The following is a 24,421-nucleotide window of genomic DNA, read 5'->3' on the forward strand; positions in this document are numbered from 1 at the left end:
TCCATAAATCCATATTTTATAAGTATTTTCATAGCACTTGTTCCATACCCCTTGCCTTGGTACTCTGCTGCAATTCTAATACCAACACCAAAAGTTCCATGCCTCTCATTATCTATTCCTAAACCTATTCTTCCAACATGTATACCCTCTAATGTGTCTATTGCAAAGATTATACTAGAATTATTTGCAGTACTATTCTCTACTCCCTTACAATATTCTTTTGCACCTGAAATTGTTGGTGGTAAATCAACTTTATATCCTGCTAATCTACCTAATGAACTATCAAAGCCATTATAATAAATCCACTCCCAATCATCTTCACTCCAAGGTCTTAATCTCACTAAATCATTTTGCCAATAATAATTATCATATACAATTTCTCTCATAAAATTTAAACTTCCTCTCTATGCTTTGGCTGAATGTCTATGTAGATTTTTAAAAAGTTCATAAGATGCAATACCTACTGCTATAGATAAATTTAAGGACAAATTGCTTTTTATATTTTTTAAAAATCATCTCTTAAATTCCTTCTCGCCACATCTAAATTTCTTTCTTAAAGAAATTGTACTATTTATCACATAGTTCTTATATATCCAAAACAGTTCTGTATTAACGTTGAGCAAAAAAGGCTCTGCTATGAAGTTAAATTCAATAACAAAGCCTTATCTTAGCACACTACATAATATATCCCTAAACCTTCTTTATTCCCCAGAAATATAACTGGTCTTCCTCATCCCTTTTAAATTCATATTCTTCGTCTATCCAGGTGTGATGGAATTTAGTTTCGGACACAGGATACATAGGAATAATATAATCATCGTCTATTGTAAAGAATATTTTGTCTTTATCTTTTGTTACTGTGAGCTTAGTACCATTATCCTCATATATGCCCATATATTCTTCATATATCTCTGAAGGTAATTTATAAGGCTCTGGCTTATATGGAAATTTATAGCTTTCACCAAAAACTATAGCAGCCAAGGTTTCGCTAATACCCCATACTGCCGTAAAACCATAGTTGCTAAATACTGAAATGGATACTCCTTCTTTAACATAATAATGAAGTTCGGTTAAAAACCCTTCACAGCCTCCTCCATGATTAATTCTTCTTCTATTAAATTGTTCATCGATAAATACTCCATACCCATATTGATTTTTATATGGAGTAATCATCTTTTCAATGGAAGCCTTCTTTATAAGCCTTCCTCCAAACAGACCTTCAATCCATAAATTCATATCTTCAACAGTAGAGTACATGGCCCCAGATGAAAAAACAGTATTCATATCTACATATTCACATTGAATTAAACTTTCGTCATTTAAATAATACCCTGTTGCCTTATTTTGTAGTATAGTTCTGTTATCATCTACGCCAGAGTTCTTCATACCCAATGTGTCAAATATATTATCCTTTAAAAATTTATCATAGGTTTTCCCTGAAACTTTTTCTATTATAAGTCCTAAAAGATAATATCCTGAATTACTGTAATCCCAATTACTTCCTGGCTCAAATTTTAAGGGTCTATCCTTAAAAAAGCCAATTAATTCTTCAGAAGTTAAAGGTATTCTATATAAATTCTTATGAGAATCTGGAATGTTTGAATAATTAAAAATTCCTGACGTATTAGTAAGCAAATGATGAATAGTAATTCTTTCATCAAATTCAGGATAATTAGGGAAATAACTTCTCAAGCTATCACTTGTTTTTAAAAGTCCTCTTTCTTCAAGCATTAAGATTGCTACTGCAGTAAATTGCTTTGTTATTGACCATATCCTAAATTTCGTATTAGGAGTATTAGGTACATCATGCTCTATACTAGCCATTCCATACCCCTTTTCAAAAATAACTTTCCCCTGCTTTGCCACTAACACTGATCCACTAAAGGGCCATGTATCTACATACCTATTCATATACTCTTCTAATTTAAATTGAATTTCCTTATGTTTCATCTTCTCTTCCCCCTAATGCTCTTCTAAAATAAAAATTTAAATCCAAATCCATTTATCTTGCATGTTTTTAAATGCCGTACTTTGTTAATCCAAAACATATCTCATCATAATATCTTCCATTCATATAAATGTTTTGTTTGAGTACACCCTCCTGCTCATATCCAAGTTTTTTATGCATTTTAATAGATACTTCATTTCCCTCTAAAACAGTTGAGGAGCATTTATTTAATCGTCTTTCCATAAATCCATATTTTATAAACATTTTCATAGCACTTGTTCCATACCCTCTGCCTTGGTACTCTACTGCAATTCTAATACCAACATCAAAAGTTCCCTGCCTCTCATTATCTATTATCTACTCCCTTACAATATTCTTTTGCACCTGAAACTGTTGGTGGTAAATCAACTTTATATCCTGCTAATCTGCTTAATGAACTATCAAATCCGGTATAATAAATCCACTCCCAATCATCTTCACTCCAAGGCCTTAATCTCACTAAATCATTTTGCCAATAATAATTATCATATACAATTTCTCTCATAAAAGATTCCTCTATCTATTTTTTGCAGTATAAAAAATAATGTCTTGCTACCAAGTTAATTTTAATAACAAGACATTGTTATAACATAATTTTTTATATTTAAATATCAAACAAATTTTTATAATATAGTTTTATTATACTTATTAATTAAATTTATTCTTTGATCCTTTACTCAACTATATCTGAGAAATGCATATGATTAAATTTCCACTTGCCCTCTTTTTTTACTAACACTCCAAGGAATTTCATAGCATAAAGAGGTTTTTCTTTAGCATTTATTATAATATCTAGACAATTAGCCATTGATGTTAGCATTTCATATGCAATTTCTTTATTAGATTTTTCCGTTTCCTTTAAATAGTAGTTTAAGGTATTTTTAGACCAATGAGAAACCTTGTCCTTTTTCCAAGTAAATTCTATAAGTGCCTTTGAATAAACTACTGCTACATTATCTAAAATAGAGATATATGCATTTTCTCTGTTTAAATTAAAATCTCCCCAATACTTCCAATCTCCTTCAAATAGTTCTTTTCCTTCCTTAAATCCATGAAAATTTTCTTCTTGGTCTGTTCCAAATATAAATAAATTTTCATCCTTATGAAGCAGCTCATCTCCATAGCTATCTACTAAATCTACGTCACGTTTATCATAAGCTTCTTGAAAGACCTGCAATACTTTTTGAATTTCCTCTACCTCTAAATTTTCTTCCTTCTCTACTGGGATAAGCTTAAATTTATCCTCCACATTATAGTTATTAAGTGTTATCTCTAAACCATTTCCACTAAAAGATATCTTCATATGCTTTATCATCCAATTTAAATTAGTGTTAACCATTACCATGGTCACTCTAAAAAGATCTATATATTTTTCTTCTTGGCTTATATATTTCTCCTCTGAGTTTAGATTAACTATCCCTTCTGAAACTTCATTTAAAAGTTTAGCTAAGGTTCCTCTTGATACATTGTCAGCATTTAATTCCTTAGATAACTTATTTATCATATCTTCATAGATTTTTTCTTCACTTATATTTCTTGTATTTTTCCCCGAAATAGATACAACAGCTGCTTTACCTTCTAAATTTATAACTGCATCATCTATATCTAGCTCTATATGCTTTAGATGTTTTTCTTCATTTGTCCAGTAGCTATTTATTTCATCCTTTATATTTTCTATTCCAAAACACCAGCTATTCAATCCTGGCCCTACAAGACTTGTATCTTTCTCATCTATAAAGAACTCCTTAACAAAAGCTTCTGCACTATGAGCATTTCCTTCGTTATACTGTTCTTGAATTTTTTTTAAAGACATCTTTATGTTTTCAATTGTTTTATCATCTTTTCTCATTTTATTTTTCCCCCTTAATACCTTTTTATTTTAATAGTCTAAGTTCATATTCAAATATTTCCTATGGATGTACCACTTTTAAACTTAATCTAAGAATTCATATAACTGGCGAACACTGTTCACCCCTACAAAAAGCTACTAATAAATTGATTTTAACCGTAATTATCGATTTTTAATTGATTAAAAACTTCCCTACTAAAATTTTACTATTTAATAAAGTTATATTATATGGCCAAAACAGTTCTATATTAAAGTTGAGCAAAAAAACGCCTTATTACCAAAATTTTATTGATAATAAGACGTTTTCATTGATTTTTTTTGTTTAAGCACTTAATTTTCTTTCTCTGCTTATAATTCTTCTTATACTTTGTTCTGAAAGAAAGTATTCATTTGCAAGGTCTGAAACTTTAGTTCCACAAGTATATTTTTCAAAAATTTCATTATTTCTTTTCTTAAGGCTACTTCTTGTTCCATTTTTTTCGCCCCAAGCTTTCTCATTTTCACTTTTTCTAGGGATATATAAATATTCCCCATCTATATATTCTTGAATTAATTCTATTATCTCCTCTGGTAACACATTGTGTGCTTTAACATATTTCATATTTTTGCCCATCCTTAATTTTTGTAAATTAAGGCAAAGACCTATGAAAAAGTAAGCTCATGTATTATGGGAGCCTAGTTTTTAACATCTTCAATAAAATATTTAATTAAAGATGCCTTTTAGCTAATAGATACATTAGGCTCCAAGCAAAGCATAGCTAACTGAGTCATTATGGTCTTTGCTTGAAGCATATCGTTTACAGTACAATTAAATACATTATAACTTCTCATAAAACATCACTCCTTTTTACCCTATAACATATAATTATATGTTAAGCTCTAAATTCCTTTTATTATTTTTTTATCTAATTAATAATATGCAGTATAAATAATTTTTATTTATACTTCATAACTCTTTCTAAATCCCATAATCTTTCTAAATTTATTTCTTGTATAAAACTCATAGACCTCTTCATCCGCAAGCAATTCTATTCTTGTTTTAGGATATAACTGATGACAAATATCTAATAAAGCTTTTCCTATTCCTTTCCCTCTATAATCTCTATGCACTATAATCTCTGCTATAAAGGTAGTGATATTACCATCTGTAAAACCTCGTACTAGTCCAACTATTTGCTCTCCTTCAACAGCTACAATAGCAATACTAGAATTTTTCCATGATTCTAAGCTATCCTTATCTCTATTTATAAATGTCATCCATCCTTCTTCTTTATACAAGTTTTGAATAGAAGAAAAATCACTTTCTTTAAATCCTCTAACACTAACTCCTTGGATTAATTCAATGTTAAATAATGATTTATCATTTATAATATTATCTTCCATAAAAAAACCTCCAATACCTATTAAGAAAAACCTAATTTATAAAACTCTTACTATAAATAATTAAAATTATTATAAATAGATTATTTTATAATTTATTTGAAATTGTTTATATAGGTCTATATATTTCTGATTAGGTAAATTGAAATTTGCAATGATTTTTTATACTGTTTAACCTTGAAGACCCTTGGACTGTCTTTCCATATTTTCTATAACAATATCATGAATATCACCTAGTGAAGCGCAATATTCAAGCACTTTCCATGGGGTATTTGTGTGAAAATGAATTTTAATCAACTCCTCATCACCTACCACAAGTAAGCAATCACCTTCAATATTTTTTGTAATATACTCATTTATTTTATCTTCTGAAAGACTTTCTCCTTCAATCAATAGCTGTGTATCAAATTTATATTCAATCATAAATTATTCTCCTTTACATCTTATAAGTTCTAAATTTATCTGTATACTGTAAATAGATTATAACATAACATAATAGCTTCTAAATAATAAGGTGTTTTTATAAATTATTCACTTTTTTACTTGTGATTTTAAAATCTAATATTATGAATTAAATAACTACAGATCATGCTCAAACTTAGAACAACTCATCTAATAAAATATAATATTTTATCTTTTCCCAATTTGGTTCTATCCCCAACTCTTTTATGAACATCTCTGTGTATTTTGGTTCAAAATCCATTAGTTCGCGAACACATAATGCAATATCTTGATAAAAATCACTTACACCAGCTCGTCCCATATCTATAAAGTCTGTAATCTCTGTTCCATTCGTAAAATAATTATTAAAACAATAGTCTCCATGGGAAAAAATCAGTTCTTCTTCTGGCTTATTCTCTATAAGGTATCTATATACATCTTCAGTAGTATATAGTCCATCTGTATATCCATTTTTATCTATTCTTCCTGCTAAGCCACTTTCAATTCTTTTTCTTGCCTTCTCTAGTTTTGCATCTATTCTACTATCAAAAGGACACTCATGAACATCCACACTTTGTAATAATTTAATCCCCTTAGCAGCTAATGCTACTAACTTTTCTGGCCTACTGCAATAAGTGCCATCTTCTAGCATATTACCCCTCGCAGCTTCAATTAACATATATGAAACATTATCCTCTACAACTCTATAAACAATTTTTGGTACTGGTAGTTTCCCTATAAGCCACTGATACATCTCATATTCTCTTATAACTTCATCATTTATCTTTTCAATTTTTAAAAAGAATTCTTTACAAGTATCATAGTAACGGATCACCTTTGCTCTAGACATACCTTCCTTACATTCTTCAGACTGCATCAATACTACTATGTCTTTTATATCTTTTGGTAAGTACATATTACACCTCTTTTACCTCTTACAAACATATTCTATAAAACTTTTTTAATTGCCATATATTAATTAGAAGAAAATACTCATTTTATTCGCTTCTTCATTTTTATTGGATACCCAAATCCCTGAATAACAGTAAAAAAATTAAAGCTCTTTTTGTACACCTTAAATCCCAATTTCTCATATAGTCGTTTTGCATTGGTGTTTTTCGATAGTACTTCTAAATAACATTCATCGTATTCTGGTAATTGGCATGCAAAATCTAACAGCTTTGTAGCTATTCCTTTTCCGCGCATATCTGTATCCGTAGTCAAGTAATCAATATATAAATCGGAATCATTCTTTACTGCTGGAGTTTCTGCAATCATCTTAAGCTGTTTATATATCATCATCCCTCTAATTTTTCCGAATATTTTTTGACATACTTGAATATCAAAACAAAATACTCTTTTCTTATTTGTGCCAATACCAATAACTCCAACAATTTTTTCCTTATAGCAACAAACATAAATCATTGAAGTATCTAAAGACGGTAAAAAAAGTTCAATTAATTCGAACTTATTTTCTGTAAATAAGAATATGTTTCTAAATCCATCAACAAATAATTCAACAGTTTCACGTTTTTTTGTTTCATGTAAATCACTAAGACAATATACCTGTAAATCAACCATATATACAATCTCCTATTACATAAATAGTGATAAAATTCAAAGAATACATATAATCTGTATTTCTATAATTTATTATTTTTAACTTTTCATTTATAAAATACGAAGTTTGCAATTCTTTACTAAAGATTAATTTAGTATACTAAAGCATACATTTATAACATCTATATTTATCTTTAAGCTCAAAACCTGCGGCTAAAGCCAATTTTAATTCATCAGTACAATCTTCATCAATAAAATATACAATTTCCTTTAATGTACCAAATTCATTATATAACTGCATCAACATCTCATTGATTAAGATACTTTCAATACCACTATTTTTATATTCTTCATCAATAAACAATCCAACGACTTCTTTTTCTTTTGGGTCTAGCAATCCGTTAACAAAAATGCTTCCGTGAATCCCTCCATCTTGTCTAAAAACAAATACTCGAAAACGCTCTATATTCTTTTTCAAATTTTTGCTATTATAATACATTTCTAAAGGAATAGCATATTTATCATGAAATATAGCATATTCTTCAAAATTATCTTCAGTAATTTTTTCTATGCAATTATGTCTTTGGGTAGAATGTATTTCTAAATTATATAATCTTGTGTCAAAACTAGCATCGATACATTCTATATTCTTTTTCTTAAAATATTGGTTTGCATTTTCATTAGAAACTGGTACACCTATAAATAATTCATGTCCTGGTAATTGCTTACTTATATAATCAATTAATTCTTCTGCGATTTGTTCATAATTTTCTCTTATTAAAAACATTTCTGTTTGTGCATATTTTTCATCATGTTCCCAAAAATAAACACAAACTCCTAATAATACATCTTCCCTATAACAAGCTACTATATTTCTATTATCTGAGCGGATAGCTCTTTTAATATTTTCTTTAATATCATTCATTGATTTTCTTCTTGGATAACTAGCATGCAAATTATTTTGACTTAATTCACATGCAAAATCAATTACTTCCTCAAATTTATAAATTGTTTTTATCATTGTTCATACCTCATTTATCACTAATATTTTAAATTTCTGTTTAGTCTAATTTATTTAGCACGTGATTTTGAAAATTTACTCTTGATAATTTTACGATTATGAACTAAATTCCCTCATATAATTTATCCCTTAGAATTTCCAATTGTTCTTTGAGTTTCTTGTTTTCTTCTTTAAGTTGTTTAATCTTTTTATCTTTAGCCATTATAATAATATCTTTAGATTTAGCTGTCTTAATTCCTCAGTTCTTTTTTAACTTATTATAGAGAAAGTTTTTTGATACCTCGCTAGCTGTCGCTATACTATTAAAATCAATCTTCTCACCATTAAGGGAAAGTTCCCTAATAGCTTTATCTACTTTTTCGGTTATTTACTGCTTACTATTAAACTCGTCTTATAAACCCTCTTCCCATATTCTTCAGATGCTTTTTTCAAAAAATTCTGACAGTTCCTCTGATGTAATTCCATAAAAAATCAATGTATCATTATATAACATCATTAAATCAACTAGCTCTTCAATGAATACAGCTCTAACTATGACATTGTTCATAATATCATTTTCTTAACGTTTTTTAATGATTGATATAACTTCTCCCATTTCTTCTATCATTCACAAATGTAAATGAATAAGTAATAATTTAGAGCCAATATCTCTACAGTTTTTGCGCAAGATATAAGTCTACTGTATCATTAATAATTAATTCATTTCCAAATTGTTCAATTGCTGTTCTAATATCATCAAAAAGCTGAGATTTTATTGATTTTTCTAAAGCCAAATGGTCTGAATAAGTATTCAGTAGTTCTATATATTCAACTCCAGTCATTTTCCTGATATTATGGTATAGTTTAAACTCAATATTAGTAAACCCATTTTGCTCTATTTTGTTTATTATGCTTGAATAGATCTTTGATTTATCTTCATTATTGGTTACTTTATAACTCCACTGTGGTAAAAGCTCATTATAAATAGACTGGATTTTTTGATGTAGTGGATTACCCTTATTATTTGTAGATGGTCTATTCCAAAATAAAGCAATCGTACCACCATTCTTTATTATTCTGTATGCCTTTTTATATCCAAATTCATCTGGTATCCAGTGGAAAGCAGTAGCAGAATATAACATATCAAACTTATTATCCTCACAATCATAATCTTCAAAAGCGGATTGAATAACATTTAAGTTTTTATAAGACTTGAACTTTTCTCTTGTATATGAAGAAAGATTTTCACCTAATTCAACCGCTGTTACTTTATATTTTGTTTTTAAAAATGGCTCTGTAGCTTGGCCTGTTCCGCAACCTACCTCTATAAGCGACTTGTCCATACCAATTTCTGCATATTTTACTATATCTTTAAATAGTTCAGTTCTATAATTGGGACGCCTCTTTTCATAATTTAAAACTGCATCATCAAATAAATATTTTATATCCAAGTTATCATCTCCTTTCCATATCTAGTGTAGTACACCCTACACCGACTTATTTTACTATCTTTATACATAGACTACATATAATTAATGTAGCCTATAATTTAATTGTTAAATTCTTTTAAGTTATACATATTTCTCTGTTATTATGTCTTATTTTATATTCGCTTCATAATGCTCTTCATTAAGTCTCACTACTTCAAGTTCTTTTTTATTCTCATTCAATTTCAATGCTAAACTTTGAATTCCAAAGAATTCTGTGAAAGTATGACTCCCAATGATAAGATTTATCCCTTTAAACTTAGCATATTGAATCGTATACAAATTACATTCACCTGTAATGTATACATCACACTTATTTTCAACTGCTTCCTTAAGGCAAGTTGTTGTCCCTCCATTGCCACACACTAAGCCCACTCGCTTCACCTTTTTGTCATTAAACCGCCAAAATTTAACTGGTTCTTCAAGCAGATTTTCAATATTTCTTACTAATTCATTAAATTCAATTTCTTCATCATATTCTGCGACTCTACCAAAATATAACCCTTCCCATTCGTGGGTTCTTTTAACATTTTCTAAATTCAATTTTTTTAATAAACTATCATTTGTTCCAAAGTTACAGTCATCAAGCGGCAAGTGATTATAGTAGTGGCTTATACCATACTCTTCTAGTTTTTCTATGCATGCCTCTTTTAATCCATATATTTCATCCCATGCATCGTGGTGTGTCACCATCATATCAACTCCATGAATTCTTGCTTCCTCTATAGTTTCAAGCGTCAGGTTAACACAGTATCCTAATTTTTTAACTTTTTTATCTGCATGGTATGTAATCCCAGATTCACTAGAATAGATTTCCTTACTTGTTACATTAAAAAGATCATTAATTCTTTCAACAATATGTGAAACATCCATATACTTACCTCCTCATTTTCATCATGTTTTGCCTTCAATTCTCATTATTACCTTGGTTGTAATCAATTTCTTTGTATTACATCATAATACAAAGAAATTTTGTGTACTTACATTTTTCATACAGCTTACCTCTTAGTATCTCTAACTGCTCCCCTAGCTTCTTATTTTCTTCTTCAAGTTCCTTAATCTTTTTATCTTTCGCCATTATGATAATATCCTTAGACTTAGAATTCTTATCATATTTAAGCCTTTGATTGATTTCTCTACTAACCTGTTGTTGTCTTAAATCCTCTATTCTTTTCTTAACATCTTCATTGTTATAAAGAAATGTCTTTGATACTCCACTTGCTGTCGCCACACTATTAAAATTAATCTTTTCACCATTAAGAGAAAGTTTTCTAATGGCTTTATCAACCTTTTCTAAAGTTGTCTTTGTTTTTTCTTGTGCATATTTCTTTAATCCTTTGGTGTTATCAGCCATTATACTAACTCCTTCCTTGATTTACCGTTCTTATGGACTATTTTTTGTTCCTTCACTCTTTCGAGTGTATCCTCTAATAGTTTTAAGTATGCTTTATTCTTTTCAGCCCATAGTTCTCTAACACATCTTTTACTAACTTCTATTTGCTTTTTAACATGGTCAATTTCTTCTTCATATTCAGATATATTTTCGACTTATAAACAATGATTCATTTGTTGCTTACAAGGCGTTTTAGAAGGTTTAAAGCACACACCAAAAGATACTCTTACAGCATCTAAATTCTTTTTAACATATTCATACCTTATAAGATTTTCACCATCATCAGAGCTTAAATCTACTTGTTCAAGATTATTGGTTTCAGTATTAACTCTAAACAAGTCTAAATCCCCTGTATTCTTCCATTTCTCGTAAAGAGTATTTTCTGTTACTGTGGCATAATGAACAGTCATTTGAAGACTCTGATGCCTTAATATTTGTTGTATAATACTAATACCTTGCTCTACGTCCTCTTTTGCCCTTGTATGTCTTAGAGGTTGATAGATTTTTAATTCGTAATTTATTTGAATTATGAAACAAAAATACCGCTTATTCTTTTGAATAATACGGTATTATGAATAATTTATTTGATTTTACAGTTTAGTTGTTAAATATGAATAGTATGTCCTAATGTCTACATATGTCAGATGTTTTTATCTCCTTTGTATATTAACTTCAAAGGTTATTGGTCTGCTTTTTTCTCTTATTCTTTTCATTAATAAAATAAACTACCAATAAAATCAATAAAGAAGTCCAATATATTATATTAATGATTATTTGTGCTGTTTTACCTACATTGCTATATATGCCAAAAGATTTTCTGTAAAAAATTCCTGTAATAGCCATCAAAACTAGAAGTAAATTAGAACCCTTTTTATCTTTGCTAAACTTAATTATAAAATATATTCCTATGATAATAAAAAATAAAATTGTACCATAATCCATAACAATATCCTCCCTTCTGGTCCGTCATATCTTACTATCATGAATTAATTATAATATATTTTGTAAATACCGTATTATTCAATTTTCAAAGAACACTTTTTATTAATTACTTCGTCATTTAATCATTTTATTCAATATGCTCTTCCTCTATCTTAACAACCTCAATATCTTTATAGAAATTCTTAATTAATTCACATAAACTCTCCACTCCAAAGATTTCAGTGAAGGTATGGCTTCCTACAATAAGATTTATATTTGCCTGTTTTGCATATTGAATTGTATATAATATCTTTTCACCAGTAAAATATGCATCACACCCTAAGTCTACAGCTTCCTTCATATTAATAGCTGAGAATCCTGCCCCTGTTACAACTCCTACTTTCTTAATTTTCTTATCATTATTCTTCCAAACACGAACTGACTCCTCTAACAAACTTTCTATGTTGTCTGTTAAAATCTCAAGACTTATAGGCTCATCTACCTCTCCAACTCTTCCATTGTAGAATCCTTCCTCCTGAGCAAATTTTTCTGTAACTCTAAAACTTAATTTCTCAAGCAATGAAGCACTTGTACCAAACTCAGCATCATCTAAGGGAGCATGTACATAAAAATGAGATATATTATTCTCTTTTAATATACTAAGAGCCTGTTTTTTCATTCCATCTATCCATTCCCATGCATCATGATGAGTTATTAGTAAATCCACTTTATTAACAACCGCTTCTTTAGCTGAATCTGGAGTTAAATTAGTACAATATCCTACTTTTTTGATACTGTCTCTTCCTATATTAGTGAAGCCATATTCTCCTTTTCCCTCTACTAGATTTAGTTTTTCCTCCGTAAATACATCTACAATAAATTTCTCAAAATCTTTTATTAGCATATTTTCACCTCCAGCTTTTGTATTGAATTTAAGTATCCTGCAATAAAGGCCCCTTGTAATCTCCTAACTTCATCTTTAAAATGTACATGGTCACAATAAATATCTCCACCTAAATTTTTAGTAAAGTTATATAAATCTATAATTTTCACATTATCTTCTTTCATAACTAACGTTGAAACCTCATTATATTTTTCAACCTCACTACTATATCTTAGAACTCCAGCTTTTCTTCTATTATGAATTTCATCAATGATAGGTGTTAAAGATATCCATATAACTTCATTTGATATCTCTTTGGAGATTTTAACAATCTCCTCCAAATTACTTTTATATTTGTCTATTTCAATCTGAACTCTATTAGATTCTCTGTCTCTTCTAAGATCATGCATTCCGCAGTTTATTGCTAGGGTATCATATCTCCTTCCTAAGTCACGCTCCTCTTGCAGATACTCTAAAACCATACTGCTATCTCCTGCATTAGCTCCCACTGGTTTATCTAAATCCACAAGAGCATGCTCTACTCCTCTTTTTCTATCATAGCTAAATTTATCCTTTATCATTTCTCTAAGGTATGGTCCATAATGTATTGATATACTATCTCCTATCACAAATAAACCCCTTATAGTTTCCACTTATTCTTCCCATGCCTTTCTCATTTCATAAAACTCTTTATCCTCACCATTTACATACCACATAAACTCTTCACTAACTGTAAATCCTAATTTTTCATAAACTTTTATAGCTCTTCGGTTAAATTTAGCAACCAGCAAAGATATCTCAGTAAACTTATACTTTTCTCTTCCAAATTCTAAAAGAGCTGTTACTACTTCTACCCCCATGCCTTTACCTGTTAATGAAGGTTTCATTTGAACTCCAAATGAAACTCCCTCCTCATCAAATTCAAAACAGCAGTTTCCTATTAATTTATTGCTTTCGTTATATATAGCATAGGTATTCTCTTCTTTATGAAAATTTAATGCCCATTCTTTTTTAAATTCTGTTTTGTCATTATCATAAAAGGAGTACTCTCCTTCAAACTTCCAAGTAGCAACCTCTCTTGAATCAGCTTCTGTAGGTTTTTTAAATTCTAGATTCATTTACGGTTCCTCCAATACATATTTAGCTCTTTTTACTGAGCCTTAAAAAACATCCCTAATCCACTAATTATTTACCTTATATCATAGTTATAACAAATTACTACTTCATCCTTATAAAAACCTTCCTTAAGATATAAGCTTAAAGCCTTATCATTTTCTCCATTCACAGTGAGCATTCCCCTATCTATATTAAGAGTTTTTCCATGGTATAAAGCTGCTCTTAGAAGGTTTCTCCCAAGAGCTTTTCCTTGATACTCAGGCTTTACTGCTAGAGAATGTATGAATGCATATTCTATGTCCTCTTCAATCTCCTTTGACACCCCTACTATTCCAACAGGCTCATCAAGGTTATATAGAATTTTCATACCTCCTGGTAATAGCCCTCTATCATATTGCATTTCACTTATCATTTCAGGAGTTCTAGGTGTTTCACTGCCTTTAAGTTTTGCAAAGCCTGCATTCCTAACTTCACACCAATGCTCCTCATCTCTATTAAATTCAAAGGTCTTTAAATTAAATCCTTCTGGAAATATTGTTTCTCCTATAGGTTCTACATCCCTTTTAAGTAAAAAGGAATATCTTTCAATGCAAAAATTCAAACTATTAAGAATATTTATAATCTCTTTCTCTTCTTCTTTAACAAAAACAAATATCTTATTTATTTCTTCTGTATGTTTTAATATTTCTCTTAGCATTTCTCTATAATATTCTAAATTATTTGTTATGCTATGAAATATTCTAAACCTACCCTTTTTACATTTTTTATTATATTCATCAATAATAAGAGAAGCCACTCCAATAATATTCTCATCCTTATCTATTAAAAGATAGGTTGGGTTTTCTTCACCAAGTTTAAACCTTCCTAAATCCTCATCATATAAAAAGCTATCGTCTACTTCTTTTCTATGGCTTTTGCAATAGCTTATGAAATCTCCCATTCTTTCTTGTGTTAAATTCTCAGTTTTCATTTTATACCATCCTTTATTGATAATATGCCTTTTAATCTACTGCTTCTCTAATATATAATCTAAATAACCAGATATATACTCTTAATAACTACATTACTTTATCAATAGTTTCTAAAATTATTTCTGGATAATCACTGTAAATATTATGACTTGAACCTTTAGCAAATATTAATTCTGCTTTTGATGAATAATTTAGTTTTTCTCTATCCAACTCTTGAATCAAATCCTCCAAAGTTCTTGCTTCAGATTCTGGTATTCCGGCCTCTATTAGTTTATTTATTTCTATCTCTCCATCCCTTACTATTGATTTAATTGGCATATCTTTTAACATCTCTATAGACAGCTTCTCTATCTCTATCCCACTATCCAGTATATTTTCAAATTCAGAATCTTGAGCCCTATAAAACTTAGAACTAATTAAAGCTTTTCTTATGTTTTCTTGAATCTCTTCTGAGAGTCTACTGCTACTTTCTGAAATACTTGGATTAATTTCCACTTTAAGCTCATCCTCACTCATAGCTCCAAATTTCTTTAATCTTTCTATGGCCTTAGCTGTAGGATATTTTTCTTGTATGGATTGGAGTTTTCTTTTTAAGTTTTATATTTTATACATTTCTGCTGGGGATGAGTCCACTAAAATTAAAGCCTTCACCATTTCTGGATATAATTTTGCAAAGTGCAACACACATTCCTCCAAAAGAATGTCCTACTAATATTACTGGTTCATTGATACCTTTTTTTGCTAACAATAATTTTAAATTTTCGACTACTCTTCTTGTTGTACATTTCTCTTTTGCTATTGAACTGTTTCCATAACCTTCTCTATGATATAAAATTACTCTTGCTTTCTTAGAAACTTCTTTTGCTATACCATACCAATCATAAAATAGAGATCCAAGCCCTGTTTCAATGACTACAACTTGCTCACCTTTGCCTTGAGTAGAAATTTCTAATATTGTATCTCCTATATTTATTAATTTTATGTTCATGTTAAGCCGCCTTTATTCATTATTATTTTTTAAAATATATTCTATATATTTCTTCTCTTCCTTATATGATTAATACAAAACTCTATATCTTCTTTATTCTTTAAATAATAGACTTCTTTTCCCTGTGATTTTTCTTCTATTTCTTTTAATATAATAGGTTTACTATGTTTAGAGAAATTCCATATCCATTTTATAAATTCCCAATCTATTTTTTCGTCACATCCTGTAGTCAAATCACTTCTTGTTTTACCCTTATATTGAAATCTTCTCTTAACTACCCTATATAAACATTTAACCCTTGGCACATCAATAAAAATTATTGTGTCAGCAGTATTAAGCCTCATATCTAAAACTCCAATATAATTTCCATCCATTATCCATGACTCTTTTTCAACATAGCTTTTAACCCTCTCTTCAAATTCTTCACTAGGAACTCTAATCCAACCTGGAGCCCAAAACAGGGTATCTAAATGAATTACCTCTATATCAGTTATTTCTCCTATTCTCTTAGCCATTGTAGATTTTCCAGAACCTGCTGACCCTAAAATCATTATTTTTTTCATATTACTCCTCTAAGATTTAATTATACTTACCTTCTTTGTCTCTTATCATAGCTCAAGTTTTTTATCTATCTCATCAAACTCTTCACTGGTCATACCATAGATAATTTCATCATAGTAATTTCCATTGGTATATACCATTCTTCTTATTACCCCTTCTTTTTTAAATCCTAAAGCTTCGTGAAGTTTCATTGATCTTTCATTGAAGGAATAGACATAAACAGTAGCCTTTTGATATCTTAATTCTCTAAGATAATATCTTAGTATTATTTTTATAGCTTCCTTTGCATATCCCTTTCCCCAGTATTCTCTTGATATACCTAATCCGTATCCAAAGGTACCTGTTCTACTATTACAATTGATAGTATTTATATTTCCTACTGCTATTCCATCACCATTTTCTATAATCCATGTAAATTCATCATTTTTTGGCGCTGCTTTTGACTTTTTCTCCACCATGTCAGTCATTAACTCACAATTTCTTGGAAAATGTATTTCATCACAGTATCTATCAGCTTCGCAATCATAATCATAGGACCATTTGTAATAATTTTCTGCATCTTTTAATTCTATTGCTCTAAGTCCAATTTTTTTACCTTTCCAAAAATTATAGTTCATAATATCTTCTCCTTTAACTATAATTGAATCTCCATAACCACTTCTCCCCAAGCTATTTCTCCAGTTTTTCTAAATCCTATGCTTTCATATAGCTTATCAGCAACAGTATTTTCTGGCTCAAAGCTTGTACATAATGCTATATTTCCTTTCTCTTTTTTCATTAAATCTATAAATAATTCTATAGATTTTTTTCCATATCCCTTACCTTGATGCTTCTTATCCATCATTAATCTGCACATCCACCATTTGTTAGTATCTTCATCAAAGCTATACATTAAAAATCCCACCATGGTTTCTCCATCATATATACCCATTGGATAACAATAATCCTCATATTTGGATTCCAATAATGAATAGGAATTTGAAGCTACAAATTTTCTTTGGTTCTCTTCTACTTGAAGTTCAATGCACTTTTCCCAGTTGTCTCTATTAATTTCTTTTAAAATAATTTCCATTCTTATCTCTCCTTAATATATCTTCTGTACCTGCTTGTACAGAAGTTGATTTTAATTATTTTATAACCTACATATAAATAATATGTCTTTAATCTTTCATTTAATTTACATCTCCATAAATTACAATAAATTTTTCAAATCCTCATCATAATTCATATATAATTGTTTAAATTCATCCTCTAAAATACTCATTATAATTTCATTATGATATTTATGATTAAAGTATAGACTATCTCTTTTAATTCCTTCTTTTACAAATCCTAATTTCTCATAAACACGCATTGCTCTTTCATTAAATTCAAACACACTTAATTCAATTCTATGAAGATTAAACATTCCAAAACCATAATTTAGTGCTAAAATCATAGCTTCACTTCCATATCCTTTATTAAAATCTTCTTTTTTATTAATAGCTATCCTTATATTGGCACTTCTATCTTTTACACTTACCTCATTGATAACAACTTCACCAACAATTTTGTTAGAATTTTTAAAAAATATTAAAAAGTCTGCTCGATTGCTATCATTTTCAATTGTATTTAAGAAACCTTCTAAATTAGATTTCGTATACAATTCCTTTGTTCCAGTAAAAACACTTGATTCAATGCTGGCATTTTTAAAATATTCACAGTATTCCTCAAGATATTCGCTTCCTAACTTTTTTAAATAGACCAAGTTCCCACTTAACTCTAAAAAATTTATCATTTTTAATTTACATATCCCCATGTTTTACTCCTCTTTCTATTCAATTTCTAATTTATAAAAAATTTCATCCTCTGCTTCAAATCCAGTAATAAACTGCTTAAAGCCTAAGCCAGAGTATAATTTTTCTGCCACTCTGCTCTCTGGATGAAAACTTAAACAAATCCTATCACATTTAGTTTCTTCTTTAATTTTTTCTATCAATTTTTCTAGTGTATATTTACCGTAACCTTGTCCTTGATATCTTTCATCAATCATATATCGAATTAACCATATTTCTTTATCCCTCTCATCTTCTAGACCATATATAGAAAATCCAATAATATCTTCATCTTTATATATTCCTAAAGTTGTCCACTCAGGGTAGAACTTTGATTCTGCAATCGATATTAAATTAGAATGTGGTAAATATCTCTCTTGTTCCTTAGATATCTTTAGAGCAATAGCTTCTCTCCAATTATCTGCTGTAATATTTTTAAAATATATATTCAATATATTATCCCTGCTTCCTATTATTTTTAAATGAACTTTATCTTTAGTAAACGAGTTCTTGTTACAAATCCACAGCTCTCTAAGGTCTTTTTAAAGTTGATGTTATAATACCAACAACCACATATAGGAATTTCTCCATTCTCATAACATAATTTTTTTAACTTAGTTATTATAGCTTTGCCTATACCCTTTTTTCTATATGCTACACTTGTAAACATTCCTATGCTTGTGTAGCCCTGTAATACTTGTCCTTTTTCAGTTATACCAAAGCCTAAAACCTCTTCTCCTTCAGTAAAGATAAATATTTCTTTCTCCTCAACTTGCTTAGGAACGTCCTCAAAAAAATCTCCACTGATTTCCTTTATTATTTCTATGTCTCCACTCTCTGCTAATCTTAGAACTCCGCCACCATATGGTTTCACTGGTTCAGGATTCTCTTTATTATCTTGAAAAAAGTATGCTTGATTTTTTATTTCTTTATTTTCTATATCGCAAATGCAGCTCAAAAATAACTCATCTGCAGTACATACATAAGCTTCTTCTATTGAAAATTTATCAAGTATATCACTAAAAACTTCTTGTGCATATTTTAAATATTTAAATTTAACATAAAATTGAGTTAATAGCTTTTTTTCAAAAATTGAGAAATATCCTATATCTACTGAATCTTTAACTATCTTATAAAAATCTGATGCTATTATATGATCTTCTAAAAAGGAATCAAAGGGCGATGACAGTGTCTTTGTCTATTCCGCCATTAACTCTGAAATCTTCTCAATAGTTGTAGGTTTAAATTTGAAATTCATATAGTATTCTCCTTTAATTTAGGTTTATAATGATTTAAAATTTTACTTGAAACTAAAAATTAGCTTTATACCTCATTATTCTAATTATTTACTATCCCAAATATCAGCCTATCCTCATATCCATCCGTTGCTATATTATAGACTGACTCTTTTCTCAATTCTTCTTTTGCAAATCCAAGCTTTAAACATACATTGATTGAGGCAATATTATCAGGATGTATAGATGCTTCAATCCTATGTAAATTTAAAGTTTTAAATCCATAATTAATAACCTTTTCGCCTACCTCACTCATTATGTTTTTTCTCCAATATTTCTTATTAAGCATATATCCTATAGCTGCACTTGAATTATTCCTATTAAAATTATTAAGTGTAATTAATCCTAGAACCTTATCTGCTTCCTTTTCTGTAATACACCATCTAATAAATCTCTTTTCATTGAAGCCTCTCAAAAAAGCTTCTACAGATTTTTTTGCCTGTTCAATGGTGGTCATGGGACTAGTTTGCTGATATTTAACTGCTTCTTTCTCAGAATATATATCATATATATCACTATAATCTCCATCTTTTACTTGTCTTAATATAAATCTGTCCGTTTCAAGTATTAGAAAAATTTCGAATATTGAATCTATACAATTTGTATCCTCATTCATAATGTTTTTCACCTTACCTTGGTATATAGTAGATTATCATAGTATTTTCCCTGAAATTCTACAGCTTTTCTAAGTAAGCTCTCTCTAACAAAATTATTTTTAATTGCAACCTTTTCACTAGCTTTATTTCTTAGGTCCATTCTTATTTCAAGTCTAACTAATTTAAGATCTTCAAATGCTATTTTCTCCAGTTTAGCTACAATTTCTGATGCAATTCCTTTGTTAAGGTACATGAAAATAAATAAAAGGTTAAATATGCGACGTATATTTTGCATCAGACAAGGAAGTACAGTCAGCTCATAGTAGAGCTATAAGCTAACTGTGCTGACGAAGTATGATACAAAATAGACTAGCATATTGGCTTATTTATTTTTTTCATGTGCCTAGAGTAACTTCTATCTACAAAATATCCTAGTTCTCCTATATGTGGTACCTCTCGAAATATTTTAATGTTACACCCTCCCACCAAAATTCCTCTGTAAATTATAGAATAATTATACTCGAGATTATTCTTTCTTTTGTACTCTCTTCTTTTAATCCATTTAATTTCTTCTTCAACATCCTCCGGAATAGCTGCATAATAAAATTCATACTCTCCCTCTTTTAAAATTCTTAAATATTCTTCTGCCTCTTCTACCTTTGGATAAGAAAGCTCAATCATTTTTTCTCACCTCTTCATGCATTCTCTTATCACTTATCTTTTCAACTAATATTTTTTTATAATAGATGACTAATATACTTGCTTAAAGCCTATATAAAAAAATAAATAGCTATACCCATTCCTCCTTAGAAATAGATATAGCTATTTTGTTTATGTATACAAAAAGTCCTAGAGATACCCTAGGACTTAATTACAACATAGAACTTTAAACTGCTTTTTAAAACCTATATTTTGAGGTAGGGTATAATTTGTATCTATATTAAGTTTAACTTCATGTAAATTATTATTTAACATGTTCCTACCTCCTTTTATTGATTATATTTCCATTATAGTTTTTAATTGCATTATTTGTCAACTGCTATTTAATTAATCAATCATATAAATTTGACAACTTCAATATGAATTACTCATTTTTTATAAAGTACATGTCTTATACTTATATAATTATTAGCAAGATATTTAATTAAAAATTTATTTGAGCATTAGGTATTTTAAATGCAAAAAGCTGACAGATTTTATTCTGTCAGCTTTTAGTCTATAAATATTTCCCAATCCCCACACTCACATTGTATTATGTATAAAGTTTTTGAATCAAAGTCACCTTCTCCAAAATCTTTATCTAGATCTTTTTCATCTTCTATATATCTATATCCAATATTAAACTTTTCCTCATATTCCCCTTCATCTTCTTCATCATATTCTTCCACATAATCATACTCATAGCTTTCTTCTCCACTTTTATAATATAAAAGTTCTTCATAAGTAGTGCTATCTGTTTTTATATCAAAATTTTCCAATTTGTACACAGTAGACTTATTATCTTCACAACAATTATTCCGTGAAAGTTTTTTTACTTCAGCATATTCATTTTCAGCTCCAAATTGAACTACTTCTAATATCTCCTCTTCACTCATTGATAATTTTACTTTGTGCTCATAATCAGAGAATCCCTTAAATTTATTTACAGGTAACTTTATTCTCTCATCTTCTGTTTCTAAAATTAAATATTCCAAGTACATCACTCCATTTAACTTTTTGTATAGTTATTTTAACATATTTTTTATCATTTATACATTTATTTGAATTATCTAATAAATGTATATATAAATACATTTATTTACCTAAAATAGCTAATAATAATTTAATAAAGTAATTGAGAAAAGGAGGAAAAATTATGGATATGACAGTGTTTCTTAAAAATATATTTTCAGTGATTTTACTTGCATTAGTTTTCATTATGGTAAATTATTATATAAGTAAAAAAATATATACATCTATCAGTCATTATTTTTCTTCCTTAAGTGAGAGAATTTTTTATTATATCTTTTGGACTATTGCTCTTTGTTACGTTATTGCTACCTTTGGTAAAAGTATTTTACCCTATTATTTATTTTTGCCACTATTAACTATAGGATGCTTTTATTTAGGTGTTCTTTATTATTTAATATTATTCCTTCCCATCTTTGCATTAATAAAATTTATATATAAAAAATTTGCTCCTAAATCTGAAAGATTAAGGGGATTCTTAAGAACAATATATCTTAATGGTGTATTTGTTTTTATTATAATAGGTATTATTATTTCTCTTGGCTATTTTAATAGCCGTAATATAAAAACCACTATTTATAATATAGATATTTCAAAACCATCTAAGCTTAATACTTTAAAAGTAGTCTTCCTTTCAGATGTACATTTAGGTGTAGGAATTAATGATAAAGATTTTTTTAAACTTATAGATAAAATAAATAAAGAAAATGCAGATTTAGTTTTGCTAGGAGGAGATTTTTTTGATGAATCCACACCTAAAGAATACATAATAAAAATGAAGGAAGGATTAGCAAATATCAAAAGTAAATATGGCGTTTATGGTATTATAGGCAATCATGAATATCAATATGGAACCATGGAAGAAATTAAATCTAGCTATGAAACTATAAATTTATTAATTGATGAATATATAAAAATAGAAGACATTTACATAGTTGGCAGAAATGATTTTTCATCTACGGATATAAATTACTTAAGAAAAGACTTATCTAATGTAATTTCTAATATAGACAAGAGTAAACCAATTATATTATTGGATCATAAACCGCTAGACAGTGATTTGAATATAAAAAACAATATCGATTTACAGCTTTCTGGTCATACTCATAATGGTCAATTTTTTATTAATCAGGTACTAGTAGACTTAATGTATCCTTATAGATATGGTCTTCATAAAATTGATGATTTTAATTTAGTTGTGTCTTCTGGCTATGGTACTTGGGGTCCGCCTATAAGAGTAGCTTCAAATAGTGAGTTTGTAATAATTAATATTACCTTCAAGAATAAATCATAATTAACATTTCTTAAATTCATATTAAAAATGAGGAGGGAAAGCATTATATTGATCTTTAATCAATGAAATATCTAAAAATTATTTATGTATTTTTTTATAATTATTTATATACTAAAAAAATACCCTGATTATCAGGGTACTTCTTTAGTTATCTTTTATGCTTTTTATGATATTTTTTCTTTTTCTTTTTGTCATTATCTTTACGATGATTATTTTCATACCAATGCTTGTAATGAATACCATCCCAATCTTCTAACATTTTTTTATCCTCTTTTAAATATTGATAGTGATATTCATCTTTAAAGTCCTTATATTCTTTTCTACTATTAGATTCTATATCATCTTCACTCTCATTTTTTGCACAATATTCTCTCTCATCTTCACTTTCATTTTCCATGCTGGGTTCTGTCTTATGTTCACCTAAATCTTCCTCACAATATTCAATTTCATCCTCATTTTTGCTTTCCCTATATTCTTCTCCTATTTCATTTTCATCTTTATCTTCTATATCTTCTTCTATTTTTTTATTTTCATCTTTATTTTCTATGCATTCTTCTTCTCTTTTACATTCATCTTCATTTTCTGTACATTCTTCTTCTCTTTTATATTCATCTTCATTTTCTGTACGTTCTTCTTCTCTTTTATATTCATCTTCATTTTCTGTACGTTCTTCTTCTCCTCTATATTCATCTTCATTTTCTGTATATTTTTCTTCTATTTTATATTCATCTTCATTTCTAGTATCATTTTCTATTTCATTTTCACTTTCATATTCTATATCGTAATTATATTCACCATCGATATGTCTTTCATATTCAGTATAATCTTCCTCATTATAATTATATAGAGCATAAAGATTAATCCTATTTTCAGTAATGTCCTCTTCTTGTATTTTTTTATCTACATAATTATCTAAGATATTATCTTCAAATATTTCTTCATTATTTTTTTTGCTATACTGTATTATGTGTTCACTGTTATAGTTATCATAAAACTCTTCATCTCTATAATCATTTATCTCATAATCCTCAAAATCATCATCATAGTAACCTCGTGCAAATTCAAATTCTTCACCATAGTCCATTGTAGTTATATTAGATACTTTAATATCAGGCTCCATTTCATATTCAAAGTTATCAAATTCATTTGTAATTATA

At 28.6% G+C, this 24,421-nt stretch carries 34 protein-coding genes and 3 pseudogenes; 1 reads left to right on the forward strand and 36 read right to left on the reverse strand.

Annotated elements, in window-relative coordinates:
• From B3603_RS08765 to B3603_RS08925, 35 genes and pseudogenes are all read right to left on the reverse strand, one after another.
• Positions 1-386: GNAT family N-acetyltransferase (locus B3603_RS08765; RefSeq protein ID WP_291563480.1), on the reverse strand; the 386-nt coding region annotated here is incomplete at its 3' end.
• 304 nt (positions 387-690) lie between these two features.
• Positions 691-1,950: a serine hydrolase domain-containing protein gene (locus B3603_RS08770; RefSeq protein ID WP_291563483.1), complete on the reverse strand. Its 1,260-nt coding sequence runs from the start codon at positions 1,948-1,950 to the stop codon at positions 691-693.
• 67 nt (positions 1,951-2,017) lie between these two features.
• Positions 2,018-2,305: a GNAT family protein gene (locus B3603_RS08775; protein WP_312578739.1), complete on the reverse strand. Its 288-nt coding sequence runs from the start codon at positions 2,303-2,305 to the stop codon at positions 2,018-2,020.
• Positions 2,295-2,492: a hypothetical protein gene (locus tag B3603_RS08780; protein WP_291563484.1), complete on the reverse strand. Its 198-nt coding sequence runs from the start codon at positions 2,490-2,492 to the stop codon at positions 2,295-2,297. The genes B3603_RS08775 and B3603_RS08780 overlap by 11 nt, the downstream gene beginning before the upstream one ends.
• A gap of 168 nt (positions 2,493-2,660) precedes the next feature.
• On the reverse strand, positions 2,661-3,836 hold the full coding sequence (locus tag B3603_RS08785) for a hypothetical protein (RefSeq protein ID WP_291563489.1): 1,176 nt from the start codon (positions 3,834-3,836) through the stop codon (positions 2,661-2,663).
• Positions 3,837-4,158: 322 nt separating this feature from the next.
• A complete protein-coding gene (locus B3603_RS08790; protein ID WP_291563492.1) occupies positions 4,159-4,437 on the reverse strand; it encodes a CD3324 family protein in 279 nt (92 codons plus the stop codon).
• 338 nt (positions 4,438-4,775) lie between these two features.
• Positions 4,776-5,219 carry a GNAT family N-acetyltransferase gene (locus B3603_RS08795; RefSeq protein WP_291563494.1) on the reverse strand — a complete coding sequence of 148 codons (444 nt, stop codon included), beginning with the start codon at positions 5,217-5,219 and terminating at the stop codon, positions 4,776-4,778.
• A gap of 168 nt (positions 5,220-5,387) precedes the next feature.
• Positions 5,388-5,639 carry a kinase to dihydroxyacetone kinase gene (locus B3603_RS08800; protein WP_291563498.1) on the reverse strand — a complete coding sequence of 84 codons (252 nt, stop codon included), beginning with the start codon at positions 5,637-5,639 and terminating at the stop codon, positions 5,388-5,390.
• A 175-nt stretch (positions 5,640-5,814) separates the two neighbouring features.
• The gene (locus B3603_RS08805) at positions 5,815-6,573 is read right to left on the reverse strand and encodes an APH(3') family aminoglycoside O-phosphotransferase (RefSeq protein ID WP_291563502.1); all 759 of its coding nucleotides are present in this window, start codon (positions 6,571-6,573) and stop codon (positions 5,815-5,817) included.
• Positions 6,574-6,650: 77 nt separating this feature from the next.
• Positions 6,651-7,238: a GNAT family N-acetyltransferase gene (locus B3603_RS08810; RefSeq protein ID WP_291563505.1), complete on the reverse strand. Its 588-nt coding sequence runs from the start codon at positions 7,236-7,238 to the stop codon at positions 6,651-6,653.
• A 139-nt stretch (positions 7,239-7,377) separates the two neighbouring features.
• Positions 7,378-8,238, reverse strand: coding sequence for a hypothetical protein (locus B3603_RS08815; RefSeq protein WP_291563508.1), 861 nt, complete (start codon positions 8,236-8,238; stop codon positions 7,378-7,380).
• Positions 8,239-8,341: 103 nt separating this feature from the next.
• Positions 8,342-8,470 (reverse strand): annotated as a pseudogene (locus B3603_RS23235) (DUF6262 family protein); the annotation flags it as partial.
• A gap of 24 nt (positions 8,471-8,494) precedes the next feature.
• Positions 8,495-8,605: pseudogene (locus B3603_RS23240) on the reverse strand (DUF6262 family protein); the annotation flags it as partial.
• Between the two features lie 48 nt (positions 8,606-8,653).
• Positions 8,654-8,785: a hypothetical protein gene (locus B3603_RS08820; RefSeq protein WP_291563511.1), complete on the reverse strand. Its 132-nt coding sequence runs from the start codon at positions 8,783-8,785 to the stop codon at positions 8,654-8,656.
• Positions 8,786-8,888: 103 nt separating this feature from the next.
• Complete coding sequence (locus B3603_RS08825; protein ID WP_291563514.1) at positions 8,889-9,668, reverse strand: class I SAM-dependent methyltransferase; 780 nt, start codon at positions 9,666-9,668, stop codon at positions 8,889-8,891.
• Positions 9,669-9,815: 147 nt separating this feature from the next.
• The gene (locus tag B3603_RS08830; RefSeq protein ID WP_291563517.1) at positions 9,816-10,577 is read right to left on the reverse strand and encodes a Nif3-like dinuclear metal center hexameric protein; all 762 of its coding nucleotides are present in this window, start codon (positions 10,575-10,577) and stop codon (positions 9,816-9,818) included.
• Between the two features lie 76 nt (positions 10,578-10,653).
• Positions 10,654-11,058, reverse strand: coding sequence for a DUF6262 family protein (locus tag B3603_RS08835; protein ID WP_291563520.1), 405 nt, complete (start codon positions 11,056-11,058; stop codon positions 10,654-10,656).
• Positions 11,058-11,588: pseudogene (locus B3603_RS08840) on the reverse strand (integrase); the annotation flags it as partial. The gene B3603_RS08835 and the pseudogene B3603_RS08840, both read right to left, overlap by 1 nt.
• Before the next feature lie 181 nt (positions 11,589-11,769).
• On the reverse strand, positions 11,770-12,039 hold the full coding sequence (locus B3603_RS08845) for a hypothetical protein (protein ID WP_291563523.1): 270 nt from the start codon (positions 12,037-12,039) through the stop codon (positions 11,770-11,772).
• 127 nt (positions 12,040-12,166) lie between these two features.
• Positions 12,167-12,922 (reverse strand): Nif3-like dinuclear metal center hexameric protein, encoded by a 756-nt coding sequence (locus B3603_RS08850; RefSeq protein ID WP_291563526.1) that lies wholly within the window; start codon positions 12,920-12,922, stop codon positions 12,167-12,169.
• Complete coding sequence (locus B3603_RS08855) at positions 12,916-13,530, reverse strand: SGNH/GDSL hydrolase family protein (RefSeq protein ID WP_291563529.1); 615 nt, start codon at positions 13,528-13,530, stop codon at positions 12,916-12,918. The genes B3603_RS08850 and B3603_RS08855 overlap by 7 nt, the downstream gene beginning before the upstream one ends.
• Before the next feature lie 24 nt (positions 13,531-13,554).
• Positions 13,555-14,019 carry a GNAT family N-acetyltransferase gene (locus tag B3603_RS08860; protein WP_291563532.1) on the reverse strand — a complete coding sequence of 155 codons (465 nt, stop codon included), beginning with the start codon at positions 14,017-14,019 and terminating at the stop codon, positions 13,555-13,557.
• Between the two features lie 71 nt (positions 14,020-14,090).
• A complete protein-coding gene (locus B3603_RS08865) occupies positions 14,091-14,987 on the reverse strand; it encodes a GNAT family N-acetyltransferase (protein WP_291563534.1) in 897 nt (298 codons plus the stop codon).
• 88 nt (positions 14,988-15,075) lie between these two features.
• Positions 15,076-15,504, reverse strand: a complete 429-nt coding sequence (locus B3603_RS08870; RefSeq protein ID WP_291563537.1) for a hypothetical protein — start codon at positions 15,502-15,504, stop codon at positions 15,076-15,078.
• Between the two features lie 88 nt (positions 15,505-15,592).
• Positions 15,593-15,976 carry an alpha/beta fold hydrolase gene (locus tag B3603_RS08875; RefSeq protein WP_291563540.1) on the reverse strand — a complete coding sequence of 128 codons (384 nt, stop codon included), beginning with the start codon at positions 15,974-15,976 and terminating at the stop codon, positions 15,593-15,595.
• Between the two features lie 41 nt (positions 15,977-16,017).
• Positions 16,018-16,539 (reverse strand): DNA topology modulation protein, encoded by a 522-nt coding sequence (locus B3603_RS08880; RefSeq protein WP_291563543.1) that lies wholly within the window; start codon positions 16,537-16,539, stop codon positions 16,018-16,020.
• Between the two features lie 45 nt (positions 16,540-16,584).
• A complete protein-coding gene (locus B3603_RS08885) occupies positions 16,585-17,205 on the reverse strand; it encodes a GNAT family N-acetyltransferase (protein ID WP_291563546.1) in 621 nt (206 codons plus the stop codon).
• The gene (locus tag B3603_RS08890; protein ID WP_291563549.1) at positions 17,172-17,609 is read right to left on the reverse strand and encodes a GNAT family N-acetyltransferase; all 438 of its coding nucleotides are present in this window, start codon (positions 17,607-17,609) and stop codon (positions 17,172-17,174) included. The genes B3603_RS08885 and B3603_RS08890 overlap by 34 nt, the downstream gene beginning before the upstream one ends.
• A 120-nt stretch (positions 17,610-17,729) precedes the next feature.
• Positions 17,730-18,335 carry a GNAT family N-acetyltransferase gene (locus B3603_RS08895; RefSeq protein ID WP_291563552.1) on the reverse strand — a complete coding sequence of 202 codons (606 nt, stop codon included), beginning with the start codon at positions 18,333-18,335 and terminating at the stop codon, positions 17,730-17,732.
• Positions 18,336-18,350: 15 nt separating this feature from the next.
• Positions 18,351-18,803, reverse strand: a complete 453-nt coding sequence (locus B3603_RS08900; RefSeq protein WP_291563555.1) for a GNAT family N-acetyltransferase — start codon at positions 18,801-18,803, stop codon at positions 18,351-18,353.
• 26 nt (positions 18,804-18,829) lie between these two features.
• Positions 18,830-19,540: a GNAT family N-acetyltransferase gene (locus tag B3603_RS08905; RefSeq protein WP_291563591.1), complete on the reverse strand. Its 711-nt coding sequence runs from the start codon at positions 19,538-19,540 to the stop codon at positions 18,830-18,832.
• Positions 19,541-19,689: 149 nt separating this feature from the next.
• Complete coding sequence (locus B3603_RS08910) at positions 19,690-20,262, reverse strand: GNAT family N-acetyltransferase (RefSeq protein WP_291563558.1); 573 nt, start codon at positions 20,260-20,262, stop codon at positions 19,690-19,692.
• Between the two features lie 8 nt (positions 20,263-20,270).
• Entirely contained in the window at positions 20,271-20,495 is a 225-nt protein-coding gene (locus B3603_RS08915) for a GNAT family N-acetyltransferase (protein WP_291563561.1), read from the reverse strand.
• Between the two features lie 116 nt (positions 20,496-20,611).
• Positions 20,612-20,923, reverse strand: coding sequence for a GNAT family N-acetyltransferase (locus B3603_RS08920; RefSeq protein ID WP_291563564.1), 312 nt, complete (start codon positions 20,921-20,923; stop codon positions 20,612-20,614).
• A gap of 530 nt (positions 20,924-21,453) precedes the next feature.
• Positions 21,454-21,936 (reverse strand): hypothetical protein, encoded by a 483-nt coding sequence (locus B3603_RS08925; protein WP_291563566.1) that lies wholly within the window; start codon positions 21,934-21,936, stop codon positions 21,454-21,456.
• Between the two features lie 161 nt (positions 21,937-22,097).
• Between B3603_RS08925 and B3603_RS08930 the strand changes: the two genes are divergently transcribed.
• Complete coding sequence (locus B3603_RS08930) at positions 22,098-23,264, forward strand: metallophosphoesterase (RefSeq protein WP_291563568.1); 1,167 nt, start codon at positions 22,098-22,100, stop codon at positions 23,262-23,264.
• Positions 23,265-23,412: 148 nt separating this feature from the next.
• On the opposite strand, the gene B3603_RS08935 is transcribed toward B3603_RS08930, so the two are convergent.
• On the reverse strand, positions 23,413-24,421 hold a 1,009-nt coding region (locus B3603_RS08935), incomplete at its 5' end, for a hypothetical protein (RefSeq protein ID WP_291563571.1).

The sequence above is a fragment of the Clostridium sp. UBA2485 genome (genome assembly GCF_002341865.1).
GTDB lineage: Bacteria > Bacillota > Clostridia > Clostridiales > Clostridiaceae > Clostridium_J.